Source organism: Sulfitobacter sp. R18_1 (assembly GCF_017743915.1).
GTDB lineage: Bacteria > Pseudomonadota > Alphaproteobacteria > Rhodobacterales > Rhodobacteraceae > Sulfitobacter > Sulfitobacter faviae.
The window spans coordinates 73,503-91,993 of sequence record NZ_JAGHRG010000005.1 but is presented as its reverse complement, the minus strand read 5'-3'; the positions used below and the strand labels follow the sequence as shown (position 1 = coordinate 91,993).

Genomic DNA, 18,491 nt, shown 5'->3' with positions numbered 1-18,491 from the left:
TGGGTAGACAGGCGTCAAATCCTAGGACCGGGATGGTTACCAATTGGTAAACGCCGCTCCAAACAGCATATCTCTGACCGAAAGGCCCTCCGCCATGAACGCCCCTGTTGTGACCCGTTTCGCCCCTTCTCCCACCGGGTTCCTGCATATCGGCGGGGCGCGGACCGCCCTGTTCAACTGGCTCTATGCGCGTGGCCGGGGGGGTAAATTCCTGCTGCGCATCGAAGACACCGACCGCGCGCGTTCCACCCCCGAAGCGACGGCGGCGATTCTTCAGGGCATGTCGTGGCTCGGCCTCGACCACGATGGCGAGATCGTGAGCCAGTTCGAAAATGCCCCGCGCCACGCCGAAGTCGCGCAGGAGCTGCTGGCCTCAGGAAAAGCCTATAAGTGCTTTGCCAGCCAAGAAGAAATCACCGCCTTCCGGGAGGCCGCCAAGGCCGAAGGGCGCAGCACGCTCTACCGCTCCCCGTGGCGCGATGCCGATCCGGCGAGCCACCCGGACGCGCCTTATGTCATCCGCATCAAGGCGCCGCTGGAAGGCACTACCGTGATCCGCGATCAGGTGCAGGGCGATGTCACCATCCGCAACGACCAGCTCGACGATATGATCCTGCTGCGCTCGGACGGCACGCCGGTCTATATGCTGGCCGTGGTGGTGGACGATCACGACATGGGCGTGACCCATGTGGTGCGCGGCGACGATCACCTCAACAACGCCGCCCGCCAGATGATGATCTATGAGGCAATGGGCTGGGACGTGCCGGTCTGGGCGCATATCCCACTGATTCACGGCGCGGATGGCAAGAAGCTGTCGAAACGTCACGGCGCCTTGGGCGCGCAGGAATATCAGGTGATGGGCTATCCTGCCGCGGGCATGCGCAACTACCTCACCCGTCTGGGCTGGAGTCATGGGGATGACGAATTCTTTACCGATGCACAGGCGCAGGAGTGGTTCGATCTGGACGGCATCCGCAAAAGCCCCGCACAGTTTGACCTGAAAAAGCTGGAAAACCTCTGCGGTCAGCATATCGCACAGGCCGATGATGCCGCGCTGCGGCGCGAGATCGAAGCCTATCTTGAAGCGGCAGGAGAGCCTGCGCTGACCGAAGGTCAGGCCGAGGGGTTGGAACGGGCAATGTACTGCCTGAAAGATCGCGCGAAGAAGTTCCCAGAACTGCTTGAAAAAGCGGCCTTTGTCTTGGCCGAACGCCCGATCACACCAGATGAGAAAGCGGCAAAGAATCTCGATACGGTATCCCGTGGCATACTGTCGGAATTGACGCCGCAATTGCAAAATGCTAGCTGGAACAAAGAAACGCTGGAGGAGGTACTGAACGGCTTTGCTGCCGCGCATGACACCAAATTTGGCAAGCTGGCGGGGCCGCTTCGGGCGGCCTTGGCTGGCAGGGCAGTCACCCCATCGGTTTTTGACATGATGTTGGTGCTGGGGCGCGATGAGACCCTTGCCCGACTGACGGACGCCGCGGCCTAAGTTTTGGTTCACCACTTCTTTGGGCGGCAGGTATAACTGAACGGGACAGCCCCATATGGGGCTAGGCCCAGACGGCGGGGGCATCTCCGCAGCCTACATTCGGGAAGGGATTTCATGACCAATAACAATAAAACCGCAACGCTGACGATCGACGATCAAAGCTTCGATCTGCCGATTCACAGCCCCACTGACGGGCCCGATGTCGTCGATATCCGCAAGCTCTATGCGCAGGCGGGTGTCTTTACCTACGACCCGGGCTTCACCTCGACCGCGGCTTGCGACAGCACGATCACTTTCATTGATGGTGACAAAGGCGTGCTGCTGCATCGCGGCTACCCGATCGAACAACTGGCCTCGAAGTCGCATTACCTCGAAGTCTGCTACCTGCTGCTTTATGGTGAGCTGCCCTCTCCCAAGGCGCTGGAAGATTTCGAGTGTCTGGTGACCAACCACACCATGCTGCACGAGCAGATGATGAATTTCTTCCGCGGCTTCCGCCGTGATGCGCATCCGATGGCCATCATGGTGGGCGTGGTTGGCGCAATGTCGGCCTTCTATCACGACAGCACCGACATCAACGACGAGCACCAGCGTGAGGTCGCCACGATCCGCCTGATCGCCAAGATGCCGACCATCGCGGCGATGGCCTATAAATACACCATCGGCCAGCCCTTCGTCTATCCGCGCAACGATCTCGACTATGCGTCGAACTTCCTGCGCATGTGCTTTGCCGTTCCGGCCGAAGAGCATGAGGTCAACCCGATCCTCAGCCGCGCGATGGACCGGATCTTTACGCTGCACGCCGATCACGAGCAGAACGCCTCGACCTCGACCGTGCGTTTGGCGTCGTCTTCCGGTGCGAACCCCTTCGCCTGTATCGCCGCTGGCATTGCCTGCCTCTGGGGTCCGGCGCATGGTGGTGCGAACCAAGCCTGCCTTGAGATGCTCAAGGAAATCGGCACGCCCGATCGCATTCCTGAGTTCATCGCCCGCGCCAAGGACAAGAACGACCCCTTCCGCCTGATGGGCTTTGGCCACCGCGTCTACAAGAACCACGACCCCCGCGCGACCGTGATGAAGGAAAGCGCCGACGAGGTTCTCGAACTGCTGGGCGTGGAGAACAACCCGATCCTTCAGGTTGCCAAGGAATTGGAGAAAGCCGCGCTGGAGGATCCGTATTTCGCGGAGAAGAAGCTCTTCCCGAACGTGGATTTCTATTCCGGCATCATCCTCGAAGCGATGGGCTTCCCCACGTCGATGTTCACCCCGATCTTCGCGCTGGCGCGGACCGTGGGCTGGATCTCCCAGTGGAAAGAGCAGATCAGCGATCCGCAGCTCAAAATCGGCCGTCCGCGTCAACTGTACCTCGGCGAAGACAAGCGCGACTACGTCGATATCGAGAACCGCTGAAGCAACCTTCAAAGACCATGCAAACGCCCCGGATTTCCGGGGCGTTTCGCGTTTAGCCCGCCAGCGCCCGCAATACCTATGATTGAGGTTGTTGACCTAAGGGCAACAATGGCGCCGCCGGTGGGGTGACTGATTCCGCGCGCCCGAATCGCGAAGACCGGTGCCCATTTATTCACTGTCAGCAATGGCGTGAAAAATCAGTGAATGTTTCCAAGCGTTTTGCCGGACACGAAACACCGGAGCCGAAAATACGGCTAAATTGCGGCACTGTTTCGCAGCTCGTGACAATGCCCCCGCCCCGCTTGACGGGATTCCCCCCGCGGCGGTAGCCTCCTTTCACGATGTCCTTTCGGGGTGGGAAGGGCATCATTGTGGCACTGCCGAAGGGGTTCGCTCTTTCGCAGGCCGGTTGGCGTCCACCCCATTGTAGACGCCCAGCAGTACAGCCGGGCCGCGACGGGAGGATGCAGGATGACCGCAACGGACCGGACCAAAGGACTTCGCTGGGACTGCGCCACTGGTCTGACGCCTGCAAAGGCCGACGATGTCCCCGGCCCTCAGGGTGCGCTCGTCCCCGATACGTTGCATGACTGCGATCAGATCGCCGTGGTCTATGACAAGGGCCAGACCCCGCCGCGCATCACCATCGCGCAAGTCTCGAACTCGGTTCACACGGTATTGGCGGATGGCGTCGCTGTGGCCGTGGTGGCGCGGGCCAATGGCCCGGCGCCTTCGGCCAGCGATGTGCTGCTGGTCGAGCGGAGCTGCTAGCGCTCAGCGCCCCTGAAACTTGGGGCTGCGCTTTTGGGTAAAGGCCGTCACCCCCTCGGCGAAGTCCTGCGACTTGCCGCATCGGCCCTGCGCTTGGGCCTCGAGCGTGAGTTGATCCTCCAACCCATTGTCCCATGACGCGCGGATCGCCTTCTTGGCCTCGGCATAGGCAGCGGTCGGACCGGCGGCCAATTGCGCGGCCTTGGCACGCCAATGGGCATCGAATTCCGCGTCCGGCACGGCCTGCCAGATCAACCCCCAATCATCGGCCTGACGGGCGGTGATCTTATCGGCAAAGAGGGCCGCCCCCATTGCTTTGGCCATGCCCATCTGCCGTGGCAGCGCATAGGTGCCGCCCGCGTCGGGGATCAGGCCAATGCGGGTGAAAGCCTGCATGAAATAGGCGCTCTCGCTCGCAAAGACGACATCGGCGGCCAGCGCGATATTCGCCCCTGCTCCTGCCGCCGGGCCGTTCACGGCGGCGATGGTCGGCACCGGGCAGTTGATGATGGCGCGCAGCAGCGGCGCGTATTCTTCGCGCAGCGTTTTCTCCAGATCGGTCACGCCGCCCGCCCGGTCTGCCAAGTCTTGGCCCGAGCAAAAGGCACGCCCCGCCCCCGTCAGGACCACGACCCGCGCCGCGCGCCCGCCTTCGGTCACCGCATGGGTCAGCTCTGCCCGCATCTGCGTGGTGAGCGCGTTCATCTTATCGGCGCGGTTCAGCGTGATCAGCGCGACATCGTCGGTCAGCGCATAGGTGATCGTTTCATAGTCCATCTTGCTATCCTCGATTGCTTGGCCGCAGCATATCAAAGCAATGTGCCGCTGCCAGTGCAACGGGGCGTCAGCGGTCGAGAATATCGCGCAGGCGGGCTTCTTCCTCTGCCGAGAGGGGCGCTTCGCTTGGGGTTTTGCTGCGGGCGCGGCCGCGCAGATAGATCGCGCCCAGCCCCCCGGCCAGCAAGAGCATCAGCGGCCCTGCCCCCCAAAGCAGCCAATTGGCCCCCGTCGCCTGCGGGTTCAGCAGGACATATTCACCGTATCGGTCGACGATGAAATCCACCGCTTCCTCATCGCTGTCGCCCGCCACCAGCCGCTCGCGCAGCAAGATGCGCAGGTCACGCGCAAGGCTCGCGTTGCTCTCATCAATGCTTTCGTTTCGGCAGACAAGGCAGCGCAGACCTTGGCTCAACTCCCGCGCGCGGGCCTCCAACGCGGGATCGTCGAGCACTTCGTCAGGCTGCACCGCCCAGAGGGGGCTGGCGAGCAGGGTCAGGACCAACAGCAGCCGTTTCATTCCGCAGGCACCCCCGCCGGTTGCTTGCGTGCACCCGCCGCGACCCGAAAGCGCCGGTCGCTGAGGCTCAGCACCCCGCCGAGCGCCATGAGCGCGCAGCCGATCCAAATCCAATTGGTCATCGGCTTGATATAGGTCCGCACCGCCCAACCGCCGCCGTCCTGCGCATCGCCGATCACCACATAGACGTCGCGGGCGAGGTTATAGTCGATCGCCGCCTCGGTCGTGGGCATCTGCGCCACGGGGTAGAACCGCTTTTCAGGCCGCAGGGTCGAGATCACCGCGCCGTCCTGCGCCAGCGTAATCTCGGCCATGGTGCTGAGGTAGTTTGGCCCTCGCACCTCACTCACATCCCGCAGGGTCAGCGTGTAGCTGCCCACGTCAAAAGGTTCATCGATCCGGGCCACGCGGATGTCATCCACGGCCCAAGCCATTAGCCCCGCGATCCCGGCCATGGTGACGCCCAGCCCGCCATGCGCCGTGGCCTTGCCCCAATCCGCACGCGGCAGGCGGCGCAAACGGCGCAGCTTGCCCGGGCCGCGCCCAAGGCGCTGCATCACATCCACCACGGTGCCCATCACCAGCCACGCCCCAAGGAACAGGCCCACAGGCCCCAGCAAGCCGCGCCCGGTCTGCATGGCAAAGGCCAGCCCCCCAAGCGCCAGTGCCAGCAGGAAGGCATAGCGCAGCGGGTAGAGCGCGCGCATGATTTTGGCCCGTTTCCATGGCATCGCGCTGCCGATCGGCAGGATCAGCCCGAGCGCTACCATGAAAGGGGTAAACGCGGCGTTAAAGAACGGCGGCCCGACGCTGAGTTTCCGGTCGAGGAACATCTCAGCCACCAGCGGCCACATGGTGCCGACGAAGACCACGAAACAGGCCACTGCGAGCAGCAGGTTGTTCACCACGAGGGCCGTCTCGCGGCTCAGCAGACCAAAGACGCCTTTCGCCTCCAGCGCCGAGGCGCGCAGCGAATAGAGCACCAGCGCCCCGCCGGTGAAGAAGCCCAGAATTGCCAGAATGAACACCCCGCGCTCGGGGTCATTGGCGAAGGCATGGACGGAAGTCAGCAGGCCCGAGCGCACGATGAAAGTCCCGATCAGCGAGAAGCCGAAGGCGAGGATGGCCAGCAGGATGGTCCAGCTTTTCAGGCTCTCGCGTTTCTCGACCACAATGGCCGAATGCAGCAGTGCCGCCGCCAAGAGCCAAGGCATGAAGCTCGCGTTCTCGACCGGATCCCAGAACCAGAAACCGCCCCAGCCAAGCTCATAATAGGCCCACCAAGACCCAAGCGCGATGCCAATGGTCAGAAACACCCAAGCCGCCAGCGTCCACGGCCGCACCCACCGGCCCCAAGCCGCATCCACGCGCCCCTCAATCAGCGCCGCCACGGCAAAGCTGAAGGCCATGCTGAGACCGACATAGCCGAGATAGAGAAACGGCGGGTGGAAGGCCAAACCGGGGTCTTGCAAAAGCGGGTTCAGGTCTTGGCCATCAAAGGGCGGCGTGCCCATGCGCAGAAAGGGGTTCGAGGTGAAAAGGATGAACGCCAGAAAGGCCACCCCAATCGCCGCCTGCACCGAGAGCACCCGCGCGCGCAGGCGCGGCGGCAGGTTGCCGCCGAACCACGCGGCCATCGCCCCGAAGAGCGCCACGATCAGCACCCACAGCAGCATTGACCCTTCGTGATTGCCCCATGTGCCGCTAATTTTATAAAGCATCGGCTTGGCGGAATGGCTGTTGGCCACCACCAGTTGCAGGCTGAAATCCGAAGTGACGAAGGCCCACATCAGCGCGCCAAAGGACAGGGCGATCAGGATAAATTGCGCCGCCGCCGCCGGTTCGGCCACCGCCATCCAGCCCGCACGGCCCCGCCAAGCACCCCACATCGGCACCACCATCTGTACAAGCGCCACGCCAAAGGCGAGCACAAGCGCGAAATGTCCAAGCTCTGTAATCATGGGCCGGACTATAGGGGGCCGACGCCCCCTAAGCCATGGCAAATCAAACGTGAAAAACGGTCAATCGGTCGCAGTCATGCGCGGCTGCGACGCCAAGCATCAAGGGCCGAATTCTCCGACGGTGCAACCGTGGCGAGGGCCAGACGGCTGTCCGCACCGGTGTCGGCCACCCGAGGGCTATCGGCGCGCATCTCGCGCAAGGCTTCGATATTCTCGACCACCTGCGGCACCCGGGCGATGGTGCCAACGATGGCACGCTGAAACTCCTGCGATTTCACCTGCTGGCGCGCACCGAAATAGAAAGAGACGATCACCCCCAACAACCACCAAAGCGGCTCGGGCACCAAGGCGATGCCCTGCATCCGTTCGGCGAACCACAGCGGATTGACCATGGCGGTGACGAACAGGCCGAGCGTGCCGAGCGCCAGCATCGGGCGCGGCAGCCGGTTGACCCCATCCATGAAGCGGTCAAAGCCACCTTGCCGCGCTTGAGCGAACTCTGCCCCATATTGCGCCATGGCTTGACCCTGCACCGCATGGGCGCGCTGCGCCCCGGCCTCGGCATTCTCGCGAAACACTTCGACCGTGTCGCGGATGACGTTCCGCTCACCGCCGAAGATTGTCGTGAAGATACGTTCGATCAGCCCCATTGTGCCACCCTCCGTGCGAAATCGGCGTCGCTCATGTGATACTGCGGCGCGATGAACTCCTCCGCGCGCCGGATCCAACCGCCCTTGCCGCCTGCCCGGCTGCGCGCGTATTTGCGGCTCGCGGGGCGGCGGTCAGCAAGGCGGAAGTAGTAGTTGCGCCGCGCGATGCCGTAGGCGTCGACCAGATGATCGGGGGCGACCTGCAAAGCGGCATGAGCGGCGCGGATTGTCTGCGGGCCGATCGCCCCGTCAACGGCGATGTCCTGCCCCATCTCGCGCAGCAGGTTTTGCAGGATTATAACCGCGTTGCTGCCAGCGTTGACATACATGTCGAAAACGCTCGGCTGCAAAGGTGCGGGCAGTTCGGCGATGCGCGGCGCATTAAAGTAATGCCGCACGAAGATATCCACCGCCTGCGCGCGCCCAAGGCGGCGCACATCCGCCACATCGACCGCCCCATCGCCGGTCAGGTCCAGCCCCAAACGGCGCATGGTATGGATCGTCACCCCGTATTTCGTCGCCCCGCCGGGGTCGTCGGGGTCATTCACAAAGCCGCCCTCGCGGGCGACGATGGCATTGGCGATCTCGCGCACGGACTGCATCGTGGCTCTCCTGTTTTGCATGCAAACAGGCTCCGCCGGATTGGTTAACCGATGCTCACGCCCCCGCGCGTTGCGCAGCGGTTAGCCTTCGGATTCGCGATAAACGCCCTGCTCTTTCAGCGCGTCCGTCACTTCCTTGGGCATGTAGGTCTCATCATGTTTTGCAAGGATTTCAGTGGCTTCGAACACGCCGCCGACATAGCTGCCGGTGCCGACCATGCCTTGGTTCTCTTCAAAGAGATCGGGCAAAACGCCCGTGAAAACCACCGGGACAGAGGCCCCGCCATCGGTCACCACAAAGCTTATCTGCTCCCCCTGCCCGCGCTTGAGCGACCCTTCCTCGACCAGCCCGCCGATCCGGAACACCTCTGTCGGGCCGGGCGGCTCGGCGATGACTTGGCTCGGGGCGCGGAAATAGTTGATCCCGTCGCGCAGCGCATAGCCGATCAGTGCGGTCGACAGGACCAAGGCCACCGCCGCCACGGCGATGATTTGGATCCGGCGCTTTTTCTTGAGGCTCTTCATGGGAAGAGCGGGGCCATCATCAGCCCCTCGGTTTCCGACAGACCCAGCATCAGGTTCGCGTTTTGCAAGGCTTGCCCGCTGGAGCCTTTGGTCAGATTATCCAGCGCCGCAACCACCGTCGCCCGCCCGGTCTGGCGGTCGGCCACCACGCCGATATGACAGAAGTTCGAACCGCGCACATGCCGGGTGCTGGGCGCCTCGCCGAGGGGCAGCACCTCGATAAAGGGTTCATCGGCATAGGCTTTTTGCATTGTCTCATAGATCACCTGCGCATCACCTTTGACATAGCAGGTCGCCAGAATGCCGCGGTTCGCAGGCACCAGATGCGGGGTGAACTGCACCTGCACGGGCCGTCCTGCAAGGGCCGAAAACTCCTGATCGAACTCCCCCAGATGCCGGTGTGTGCTGCCAAGCGCATAGCCGTGATAGCCTTCGCTCAACTCCGCATGCAGCAGGTTTTCCTTGAGCGAGCGGCCAGCACCGGAAACGGCGCATTTCAGGTCCAAAATGATATCGTCCAAGTCGATCACCCCCGCCGCGATCAGCGGGCGCAGGGCAAACTGCCCCGTGGCCGCATTGCAGCCCGTCCCCGCCACCAGCCGCGCAGCGGCAATCTCATCGCGGTAGAATTCGGTGAGGCCGTAGACCGCCTCTCTCTGCTGCTCAAGGGCGGCATGTTCATTGCCGTACCACTTGGCATAATCCTCAGGGTCGCGCAGGCGGAAGTCGGCAGAGAGATCGACGATCTTCAGGTCTTTAGGCAGCGCCGCGATCACCTCTTGGCTGGTCTTATGGGGCAATGCGCAAAAGCACAGGTCAATCTGCGAAAAGTCGATTTCATCAATCGTGACCAATGTGGGCAGATCGAGATGACGCAGATGCGGAAAGACTTCGGCCATGGTCTGGCCGGCCTTGGAGTTCGCGCCCAAAGCCTTGATCTGCATAGAGGAATGGCCAGCGATCAGCCGGATGAGTTCTGCCCCGGTATAGCCGGAGGCGCCAAGAATGGCGATGTTCTGGGTCATGGTCTGTCCCCTTGTTCGGAACGAAATGTAATTGGAGTTCAGGCGGCGGTGAATGTGATCTGTCGTCGCAGGAACTGCGTCGCGCGGTCGCTCACGCGGGCGGGATCACCAGTGGTGAGAAAAGCCGCCTCGCCACTGCCCATCATATTGGGATGCCGCTCAAGATAATCCGCCAATGAATCCGCCACCAATTCGGCCTGACTGAAGACTTTGACCTGCCCGCCCAAGGCTGCCTGAAAGGCTTCCTGCATCAGCGGATAATGGGTGCAGCCCAGGATTGCCGCATCGGGGTTGGGCATCTTACGCTTCAGCGCGTCGACATGGCTGCGCACCAGCGCTTCGGCAAGGATCATGTCGCCTTCTTCGATGGCATCGACCACCCCGCCGCAGGCCTGCGCCTCAACATCCACACCGATGGCGCGGAAAGACAGTTCACGCTGAAACGCGCGGCTTGCCACCGTGGCAGGCGTGGCGAAGAGCGCCACATGGTTGACGGCCACCTCGCGGGGTGGAGAGTTGTCGCCCCACTGCCGCTCGGTCATCGCTTCGATCAAGGGCACGAAAACGCCAAGCACCCGCTTGTCGCGCGGGATCCACCCCTCTTGCATCCGGCGCAGCGCGGCGGCTGAGGCGGTGTTGCAGGCGAGGATCACCAGATCGCAGCCCGCATCGAACAGCCGCTGCACGGCGGCGCAGGTCAGCTCATAAATGTCATCGGCGTCGCGCACGCCATAGGGCGCATGGGCGCTGTCGGCGAGGTAGACAAAATCCACCTCCGGCAGCCGTTCTTGCACCTTGTTCCAGACGGTCAGCCCGCCCAGCCCCGAATCGAAAATACCAACTGCCATGGTCTGTCGTCACCTGTCGGCTCTATGCCGTTCCTCAAACTCGTAACCGAGGCCCTGATACTGGCCCGGCTTTGGTGACAACTCATAGGTGGCTTTGCGCAGGAAATCCATCATCGCTTTTGCGTCCCCTGCCAGAGGGTCGAGCGTGGCGCGCGGAATGGGCGCGCCGATGGCCACGCGCACAGGCGTATCGACACGCGCGCGGAACTCTTTGATCAGCAGCCCCATGCGCAGGTTGGCATGCAGGTGACTGGCGATCTGAAACAACCGACTGGTGTGACCGTCAAAATAGATCGGCACGACCGTGGCGTCAGACTTGGCGATCATCCGCGCCGTGAAACTGCGCCAGCCGGGGTCCATCGGCTGCGAAAAGGGCCGCGCGGCGGTGCTGACGGTGCCCCCGGGAAAGATACCAATCGCCCCGCCCTGCGCCAAATAGTTTAACGCGGTCCGGCGGGTGGCGAGGTTTAGCGCCAGTGCGGCGCGGTCTTCGGCAAAGCTGATGGGCAAAAGGTGATGCGCCAGATCCGGCGCTTGGCTGAAAACCGCATTGGCCATGATGCGAAAATCGCCGCGCGTCTGGCTCAGGATATGGCCTAGCATCAGCCCGTCCAGAATGCCGTAGGGATGATTGGCGATCAGAATGACCGGCCCCCGCGTCGGGATATCCGCCAAAGCGCCGCGCATCACGTCCAGCGTCAGACCACAGCGCTGCACCATCGCATCGAAAAACCCCAGCCCCGCGGCCAGATCGTCTTCGTAGCCTTCGGCCCGTTTCAGCAAGGACACGCGCCCGGTGGTGTTTTCCATCAATCGAATGAGCGCCCTTCCGCCCCGGGTTCGGGCGGAATGGGCATAGCTTATGTCACGGGCGTAGGTCACATCTCGGCCTCAGGATCGTCTTGGCGGACACTTTAAGGCAAAGATGTAACAGCGGTATTACTCCGCCGCCTTGGCCGTGGCCGTGCCGCCTGCGCGGATCACCGCCAGCAGTTCCTCGCGGCGTTTCGCGGCCTCGGCCTCATTGGCTTGTTTGACCGGCCCGAAGCCGCGGATTTGCAGCGGCAGTTCGGCCAGCGCCACGATGGCGTCGCGGGTCTGGACGGTCAGCTTTGGCAGCACCTCGGCCATATCGGCCTCGTATTGCTTGATCAACGCACGCTCCATCTTGCGCTCGGCAGTATAGCCGAAGGGATCGAGCGGCGTGCCACGCAGCCCTTTGAACTTCGCCATGACCCGCAGCGGCCCTTCCAGCCACTGGCCGAACTCACGCTTCTGCGGACGGCCATTCGGCCCCATCTTCGAGATCAGCGGCGGCGCCATGTGGAAGGTCATGTTGAAGTCGCCATCGAACTGCGCCCGCGCCTTGTCGCGGCTGGTGATCAGCAGGCGGGCGACCTCGTATTCGTCCTTGTAGCTCAGGAGCTTGTGATACCCCAAGGCCACCGCCGCCTTGACGTCACGGTCCTCGATACCGTCGAGCATCTTAGTATAGCGTTTGGCCAACCCCTTGCCCTGATAGTCGGTCAGGTGGTTCTCACGGAAGGCGATCTTTTCTCCCAGCGATTTGGGCAGTTCGACCACGTTATCGGGCTGGCTCACCTTCCGCGCGTCCTCAGGGTAGAGCACAGCCCAACGACCGATCTCAAAGGCACGTTTGTTGCGCTCCACCGCCGCGCCGTTCATCTCGATCGCCTGCATCAGGCTCTCGAACGTCAGCGGTATCAGGCCGCGCTGCCACGCGGCACCGAAGATCATCATGTTGGAGAAGATCGAGTCGCCCAAAGTCGCCTTAGCGAGATCCGAGGCGTCAAACATCGCCACGTCATCCTTCAGCCGCGCCTCGAGCGCGAGGCTCAGCCGGTCGTAGGGCATCTGAAACTCGGTGTCGCGGGTGAAGTCGCCGGTGATGATCTGGTGCGAGTTCACCACGGCACCGGTACGCCCGGCGCGCGTCAGTCCCAGCGTCTTGTGACCAGCCGAGACCACCAGATCGCCGCCGATGAGCGCATGCGCCTCGCCGGTGGCGACGCGGATCGCGCTAATGTCCTCGGGGCGTTCGGCCAGACGGCAGTGGATATGCACCGCACCGCCCTTCTGGGCGAGGCCCGCCATCTCCATCATGCCCGCGCCCTTGCCGTCAAGCTGTGCCGCCTGCGCCAGCAGCGCGCCCACGGTCACCACGCCGGTGCCGCCGACGCCGGTGATGACGACATTATGGGTGCCGTCGATCTTGGGCAGGTCGGGCATCGGCAGGTCGGGAATGCTGAGATCGGTAGTCGGGTCTTTGCGGGTCTTGGCGCCTTCCAGCGTCACGAAAGAGGGGCAGAACCCGTCGAGGCAGGAGAAATCCTTGTTGCACTGCGACTGGTCGATGGCGCGCTTGCGGCCCAGCTCGGTCTCGTTCGGCACCACGGCCACGCAGTTCGACTGCACGCCGCAATCGCCGCAGCCCTCGCAGACGTCCTCGTTGATGAAGACGCGCTTGTCGGGGTCCGGGAACAGCCCGCGCTTGCGGCGGCGGCGTTTCTCTGCGGCGCAGGTCTGGATGTAGACGATGGCCGACACGCCCTTGTGCTCGCGATACGCCTTTTGCACGTTCGGCATCTCGGCACGTTCATGCACCTCCACACCCTTCAAGCGCGTGAGGTCCACGTCTTCCTTCTGGTCATAGACCACGGCGACGTTCTTCACGCCCATGGCTTTCAGCTCTTCGACGATGCGGTAGGCGTCAAGGTCGCCTTCGTTGTGCTGGCCCCCGGTCATGGCAACCGCGTCGTTATAGAGGATCTTGTAAGTAATGTTCGTCCCCGCCGCGATGGCCGCCCGGATCGCCAGCACGCCGGAGTGGTTGTAGGTGCCGTCGCCGAGGTTCTGGAAGACATGTTCGGTGTTCGAAAACGGCGCCTCGCCGATCCAGTTCGCGCCCTCGCCGCCCATATGGGTGAAGCCCGTCGTCTCGCGGTCCATCCACTGCACCATGTAGTGACAGCCGATGCCCGCATAGGCGCGGGAGCCATCCGGCACCTTGGTCGAGGAGTTATGCGGGCAGCCCGCGCAGTAGTACGGCAGGCGCGCCGCGATATCCTCGGCATTGTCCGAACGGCGCGCCTCGTTCAGCGCTTCCAGCCCCGCCCGGATGCCATCGGTCTCGCGGCCCTCCTCCAGCAGAATGCCACCGATCTTTTCGGCGATCAGAATGGGGTCGAGCGCGCCGCGGGTCGGGAACAATTCCTCGCCATGCTCCATGCCCGCGCCGCCCTTGTGCCAGCCATAGACGCGGCGGTGGGTGTCGTTGAAGAGCGCTTCCTTGATCTGCACCTCGATCAGCTTGCGCTTCTCCTCGACCACGACCACCAGATCGAGCCCATCGGCCCAGTCATGGAAACCCTGCATGTCGAGCGGGAAGGTCTGGCCGATCTTGTAGGTGGTGAGCCCGAGCCGCTCGGCCTCATTCGCGTCGATGTTCAGCAGACTCATGGCATGCACGAGGTCGAGCCAGTTCTTACCCGCCGCGGCAAAGCCGATCTTGGCGCCGCGCTTGCCCCAGACGCGTTTGTCCATCTTGTTGGCATGGGAAAACGCCTCCGCCGCGAAGCGCTTGTAGTCGATCATCCGCGCTTCCTGCAGATGCGGAGTGTCGTTCAGCCGGATACTGAGGCCGCCGTCGGGCATGTCGAAGTCAGGGATCACCAGCTTCATCCGGTTCGGATCGCCGTCGACCACGCTGGTGGCCTCCACAGTGTCCTTCATGGTCTTGAGACCGACCCAGAGGCCCGAGAACCGGCTGAGCGCCCAGCCGTAGATACCATAGTCGAGGATTTCCTGCACACCGGCCGGGGAGACCACGGGCATATAGGCATCGACCATGGCCCATTCGGATTGGTGCAGCACGGTGGAGGATTCGCCGGTGTGGTCGTCGCCCATGGCCATCAGCACGCCACCATGGGGCGAGGTGCCCGCCATGTTGGCATGGCGCATCACGTCGCCGGTGCGGTCCACACCCGGCCCCTTGCCGTACCACAGGCCGAAGACGCCGTCGTATTTGCCCTCGCCGCGCAGTTCGGCCTGCTGGCTGCCCCAAAGCATGGTCGCGGCAAGGTCTTCGTTCAGCCCCGGCTCAAAGCGCACGTTATGCTCGGCCAGCTTCTTCTCGGCGCGCTGCATTTGCAGATCCACGCCCCCCAGCGGGCTGCCGCGGTAGCCGGTCACATAGCCTGCGGTATTGAGCCCCGCGGCGCGATCCCGTGCCGATTGCATCATCATCAGGCGCACGAGCGCTTGGGTGCCGTTGAGCAGCACCGGGCTCTTGTCGAGGTCGAAACGGTCGTTGAGTGAAATCTTTTGCGTCGTCATGGCGGGCCCTCCCTAGCACGTCAGTCTTGCATGATTGCCCGGATTATAGGTCACAGTTGCTGACCTGTATAGCAGTTATTCCGCAACGGCAGTCCCGCAGGCGACGGTTTGTGCTGTTTTCTCCCGGCTATTAAGGTAGGAGAAAGGCTGGGCAAGGAAAGTACGGGCCATGGATTGGGACAAACTCAGAATTTTTCACGCCGTGGCCGATGCGGGGTCGCTGACCCATGCGGGGGACAAGCTCAACCTGTCGCAATCCGCCGTCAGCCGACAGATTCGCGGGCTCGAAGAGCAGCTCAACACCAACCTCTTTCACCGGCATGCGCGCGGGCTGATCCTGACCGAACAGGGGGAGCTTTTGTTCGACGCGACCTCGGCCATGGCCAAACGTCTCGACGCCGCAGCGGCGCGCATCCGTGACAGCGAAGAAGAGGTTTTTGGCGAGCTGCGCGTCACGACGACGACCGGCTTCGGCACCCTTTGGCTCGCCCCGCGCCTCCCCAAACTCTACGAGCAATACCCAGACCTCAAAGTCGATCTGATGCTCGAAGAACGGGTGCTTGACCTGCCGATGCGCGAGGCCGACGTGGCAATCCGCATGAAGGAACCGAGCCAGGCCGATCTGGTCCGCAAACGGCTGATGTCCGTGCGCATGGGCCTCTACGCCAGCCCGGAATACCTCGAAAAACACGGCACGCCCGAACGTATGGAGGATATGACCGATCACCGGTTGATCTGTCAGAACACCGACAGCGATCAGGTCGGCGCGGGGCTGCAACTCGTCAAAGAGCTGATGATGTACGACCTGCGCTCGCTCTTGACCGTGAACAACTACTTCGGCGTGCTCCAAGGCGTGGTGCACCACCTTGGCCTCGGCGTGCTGCCCAATTACCTGATCCAAGACTTCCCCCATATCGTGCAGGTCATGCCCGATATCGAATCCGCCGAAGTGCCGGTCTACCTCGCCTATCCAGAAGAGCTGCGCCAATCCAAACGCGTCGCCGCCTTCAAGGATTTCGTTCAGGAAGAGATCATCACCTACCGCAAACAATGGCGCGAACGGGTAGAGGGCGAAGGCTGAATCGCAGCCCATGGCCAGCCATGCAATAGGCGCATATCGGCCATGATGACTTGCGATGTTAAATAGCCTTGATTTGGGCAGCCCTGCCTCCTATTTCACCATCATGAAGATTGACAGCCTGAGGGCGCGTCGCTTCATACCTCCCTGTTGGACTTGGCCGAGCTTTTAGCTCGGCCTTTTTTTTGGCCCATCGCCTTCTTTCAGCCCGCAGGCGGCCAAAGCCACTTCCCCCCCGGCATTTCCCCTTGTATGAGGGCGCAAACGCGCCAGCCGGGGAATTTCCATGCAAGATCCAGCCATCACGCCCGACCTTATCGCCAGCCACGGGTTCACCCCCGAGGAATACGCCGAGGTCGTCAACATCCTCGGGCGCGAGCCGAACTACACCGAGATGGGCATTTTCTCGGCCATGTGGAACGAACACTGCTCCTATAAATCCTCCAAGAAATGGCTCCGCACCCTGCCCACCGACGGCCCCCAAGTGATCTGCGGCCCGGGCGAGAACGCAGGCGTGGTCGACATCGGCGATGGCCAAGCGCTGGTCTTCAAGATGGAGAGCCACAACCACCCCTCCTACATCGAACCCTACCAAGGTGCGGCCACTGGCGTCGGCGGCATCCTGCGCGATGTCTTCACCATGGGCGCGCGCCCCATCGCGGCGATGAACGCGCTGAGCTTTGGCCGCCCCGACCACCCCAAAACACGCCAGCTTGTGCACGGTGTCGTCGAAGGCGTCGGCGGCTATGGCAACTGTTTCGGCGTGCCAACCGTTGGCGGCGAAGTGCGTTTCGACAAAGCCTATGACGGCAACTGCCTCGTGAACGCTTTCGCGGCGGGCCTGGCGGATGCCGACAAGATCTTCTACTCCGCCGCCTCCGGCGTGGGCATGCCCGTGGTTTACCTCGGTGCGAAGACGGGCCGCGACGGCGTCGGCGGCGCGACCATGGCCAGCGCCGAATTCGACGACACGATCGAAGAGAAACGCCCCACCGTTCAAGTCGGCGACCCTTTCACCGAAAAGCGCCTGATGGAAGCCACGCTCGAGCTGATGGCCACCGGCGCCGTGATCTCGATCCAAGACATGGGCGCTGCGGGGCTTACCTGCTCTGCCGTGGAAATGGGCGACAAAGGCGGTCTCGGCGTGCGTCTCGACCTCGAAAAGGTTCCGACGCGCGAGCCGCATATGACCGCCTATGAAATGATGCTCAGCGAAAGCCAAGAGCGCATGCTCATGGTGTTGCGCCCCGAGCTTGAGGCCGAGGCCAAAGCCGTCTTCGACAAATGGGACCTCGATTTTGCCATCGTGGGCGAAACCCTCCCCGAAGACCGCTTCCTCATCTGTCTCGATGGTGAGGTCAAAGCCGACCTGCCGCTGTCGAAACTCGCCTCCACCGCGCCCGAATACGACCGCCCTTGGGTGGAAACACCCGCCGCCGCCGCGCTGACCGATGCGCCCAGCATCGACCCGATCGAAGGCCTGCGCGCCCTGATCGGCTCCGTGAACCACGCCTCGAAAGACTGGGTTTACGAGCAATACGACACCATGGTCATGGGCGATACGGTCCGCCTGCCCGGCCTCGGCGCGGGCATCGTGCGGGTCCACGGCACCGACAAGGCGCTGGCCTTCACCTCTGACGTGACCCCGCGCTACGTCAAGGCCAACCCCACCGAAGGCGGCAAACAGGCCGTCGCCGAAGCCTATCGGAACCTCTGCGCCGTGGGCGCCAAACCCTTGGCCACCACCGACAACCTCAACTTCGGCAACCCCGAAAAGCCCGAGATCATGGGCCAGTTCGTCGGCGCCATCAAAGGCATCGGCGAGGCCGTGGGCGCGCTGGACATGCCCATCGTGTCCGGCAACGTGTCGCTCTATAACGAAACCGACGGCAAAGGCATCCTGCCCACGCCCACCATCGGCGCGGTCGGCCTGATCGACAGCCTCGACCAAGTCATCAGCAACCAATTGCGTGAGGGCCATGTGGCTCTCCTGATCGGCGCGACTGGCAGCCACCTTGGCCAATCCGCCCTGCTCGCCGAAGCCTTCGACCGGGCCGAGGGCGACGCCCCCCATGTCGACCTCGCCACCGAACGCCGCCACGGCGAATTCATCCGCGCACAAGCCAGCCGTATCTCCGCCTGCACCGACCTCGGCGACGGCGGCCTCGCCCTCGCGGCCTTCGAGCTGGCCGAAACCGCAGGCATCGGCGTCGAAATCGAAAGCGAAGACACCGCCACCCTCTTCGGCGAAGACCAAGCCCGCTACCTCGTCGCCTGCACCGCTGAAGCCGCGGAAACCCTGATCACCGCGGGCAAGGAAGCGGGCGTAGCGGTCACCGCCGTCGGCGCCTTTGGCGGCGACAAGATCAGCTTCGGCAGCGCCTCCGCGCCTCTGTCGGACCTGCGCGGGGTCTACCGGACCACTTTCGCCCAGACCTTCGCCTGAACCTCTGGTTTCGGAGCCGCCCTTGCT

The 18,491-nt window shown here is 63.0% G+C and carries 15 protein-coding genes; 5 read left to right on the top strand and 10 right to left on the bottom strand.

What is annotated here, in order from left to right; genetic code table 11:
- Positions 1–94: 94 nt before the first annotated feature.
- The 3 genes from gltX to J7392_RS11460 all read left to right on the top strand — a co-directional run bounded on the left by gltX (position 95) and on the right by J7392_RS11460 (position 3,676).
- Positions 95–1,495 carry a glutamate--tRNA ligase gene (gene gltX / locus J7392_RS11470; protein WP_209217668.1) on the top strand — a complete coding sequence of 467 codons (1,401 nt, stop codon included), beginning with the start codon at positions 95–97 and terminating at the stop codon, positions 1,493–1,495.
- A gap of 114 nt (positions 1,496–1,609) precedes the next feature.
- Complete coding sequence (locus tag J7392_RS11465; RefSeq protein ID WP_067260690.1) at positions 1,610–2,905, top strand: citrate synthase; 1,296 nt, start codon at positions 1,610–1,612, stop codon at positions 2,903–2,905.
- A gap of 471 nt (positions 2,906–3,376) precedes the next feature.
- Entirely contained in the window at positions 3,377–3,676 is a 300-nt protein-coding gene (locus J7392_RS11460; protein WP_209217667.1) for a hypothetical protein, read from the top strand.
- A gap of 3 nt (positions 3,677–3,679) precedes the next feature.
- On the opposite strand, the gene J7392_RS11455 is transcribed toward J7392_RS11460, so the two are convergent.
- The 10 genes from J7392_RS11455 to J7392_RS11410 form a co-directional block, all read right to left on the bottom strand.
- Positions 3,680–4,453 (bottom strand): enoyl-CoA hydratase-related protein, encoded by a 774-nt coding sequence (locus tag J7392_RS11455; RefSeq protein WP_209217666.1) that lies wholly within the window; start codon positions 4,451–4,453, stop codon positions 3,680–3,682.
- Between the two features lie 67 nt (positions 4,454–4,520).
- Positions 4,521–4,973, bottom strand: coding sequence for a cytochrome c-type biogenesis protein (locus J7392_RS11450; protein ID WP_209217665.1), 453 nt, complete (start codon positions 4,971–4,973; stop codon positions 4,521–4,523).
- Positions 4,970–6,934, bottom strand: a complete 1,965-nt coding sequence (locus J7392_RS11445; protein ID WP_209217664.1) for a heme lyase CcmF/NrfE family subunit — start codon at positions 6,932–6,934, stop codon at positions 4,970–4,972. The genes J7392_RS11450 and J7392_RS11445 overlap by 4 nt, the downstream gene beginning before the upstream one ends.
- Positions 6,935–7,008: 74 nt before the next feature.
- Positions 7,009–7,584, bottom strand: coding sequence for a holin family protein (locus tag J7392_RS11440; RefSeq protein WP_209217663.1), 576 nt, complete (start codon positions 7,582–7,584; stop codon positions 7,009–7,011).
- A complete protein-coding gene (locus J7392_RS11435) occupies positions 7,575–8,186 on the bottom strand; it encodes a holin-associated N-acetylmuramidase (RefSeq protein WP_209217848.1) in 612 nt (203 codons plus the stop codon). Before J7392_RS11435 ends, J7392_RS11440 begins: the two co-directional genes overlap by 10 nt.
- Before the next feature lie 81 nt (positions 8,187–8,267).
- Positions 8,268–8,711, bottom strand: a complete 444-nt coding sequence (gene ccmE / locus J7392_RS11430; protein ID WP_209217662.1) for a cytochrome c maturation protein CcmE — start codon at positions 8,709–8,711, stop codon at positions 8,268–8,270.
- Positions 8,708–9,736, bottom strand: coding sequence for an N-acetyl-gamma-glutamyl-phosphate reductase (gene argC / locus J7392_RS11425; RefSeq protein WP_209217661.1), 1,029 nt, complete (start codon positions 9,734–9,736; stop codon positions 8,708–8,710). The genes ccmE and argC overlap by 4 nt, the downstream gene beginning before the upstream one ends.
- A 38-nt stretch (positions 9,737–9,774) precedes the next feature.
- Complete coding sequence (murI, locus tag J7392_RS11420; RefSeq protein ID WP_209217660.1) at positions 9,775–10,584, bottom strand: glutamate racemase; 810 nt, start codon at positions 10,582–10,584, stop codon at positions 9,775–9,777.
- A 9-nt stretch (positions 10,585–10,593) separates the two neighbouring features.
- A complete protein-coding gene (locus J7392_RS11415; protein WP_311201504.1) occupies positions 10,594–11,466 on the bottom strand; it encodes a lysophospholipid acyltransferase family protein in 873 nt (290 codons plus the stop codon).
- Positions 11,467–11,523: 57 nt separating this feature from the next.
- Positions 11,524–14,940: an indolepyruvate ferredoxin oxidoreductase family protein gene (locus tag J7392_RS11410; RefSeq protein WP_209217658.1), complete on the bottom strand. Its 3,417-nt coding sequence runs from the start codon at positions 14,938–14,940 to the stop codon at positions 11,524–11,526.
- Positions 14,941–15,109: 169 nt separating this feature from the next.
- Here J7392_RS11410 and J7392_RS11405 point away from each other — a divergent pair, with 169 nt between their 5' ends.
- Positions 15,110–16,021: a LysR family transcriptional regulator gene (locus J7392_RS11405; RefSeq protein WP_209217657.1), complete on the top strand. Its 912-nt coding sequence runs from the start codon at positions 15,110–15,112 to the stop codon at positions 16,019–16,021.
- Positions 16,022–16,304: 283 nt separating this feature from the next.
- Entirely contained in the window at positions 16,305–18,464 is a 2,160-nt protein-coding gene (gene purL / locus J7392_RS11400) for a phosphoribosylformylglycinamidine synthase subunit PurL (protein ID WP_209217656.1), read from the top strand.
- Positions 18,465–18,491 lie beyond the last annotated feature (27 nt).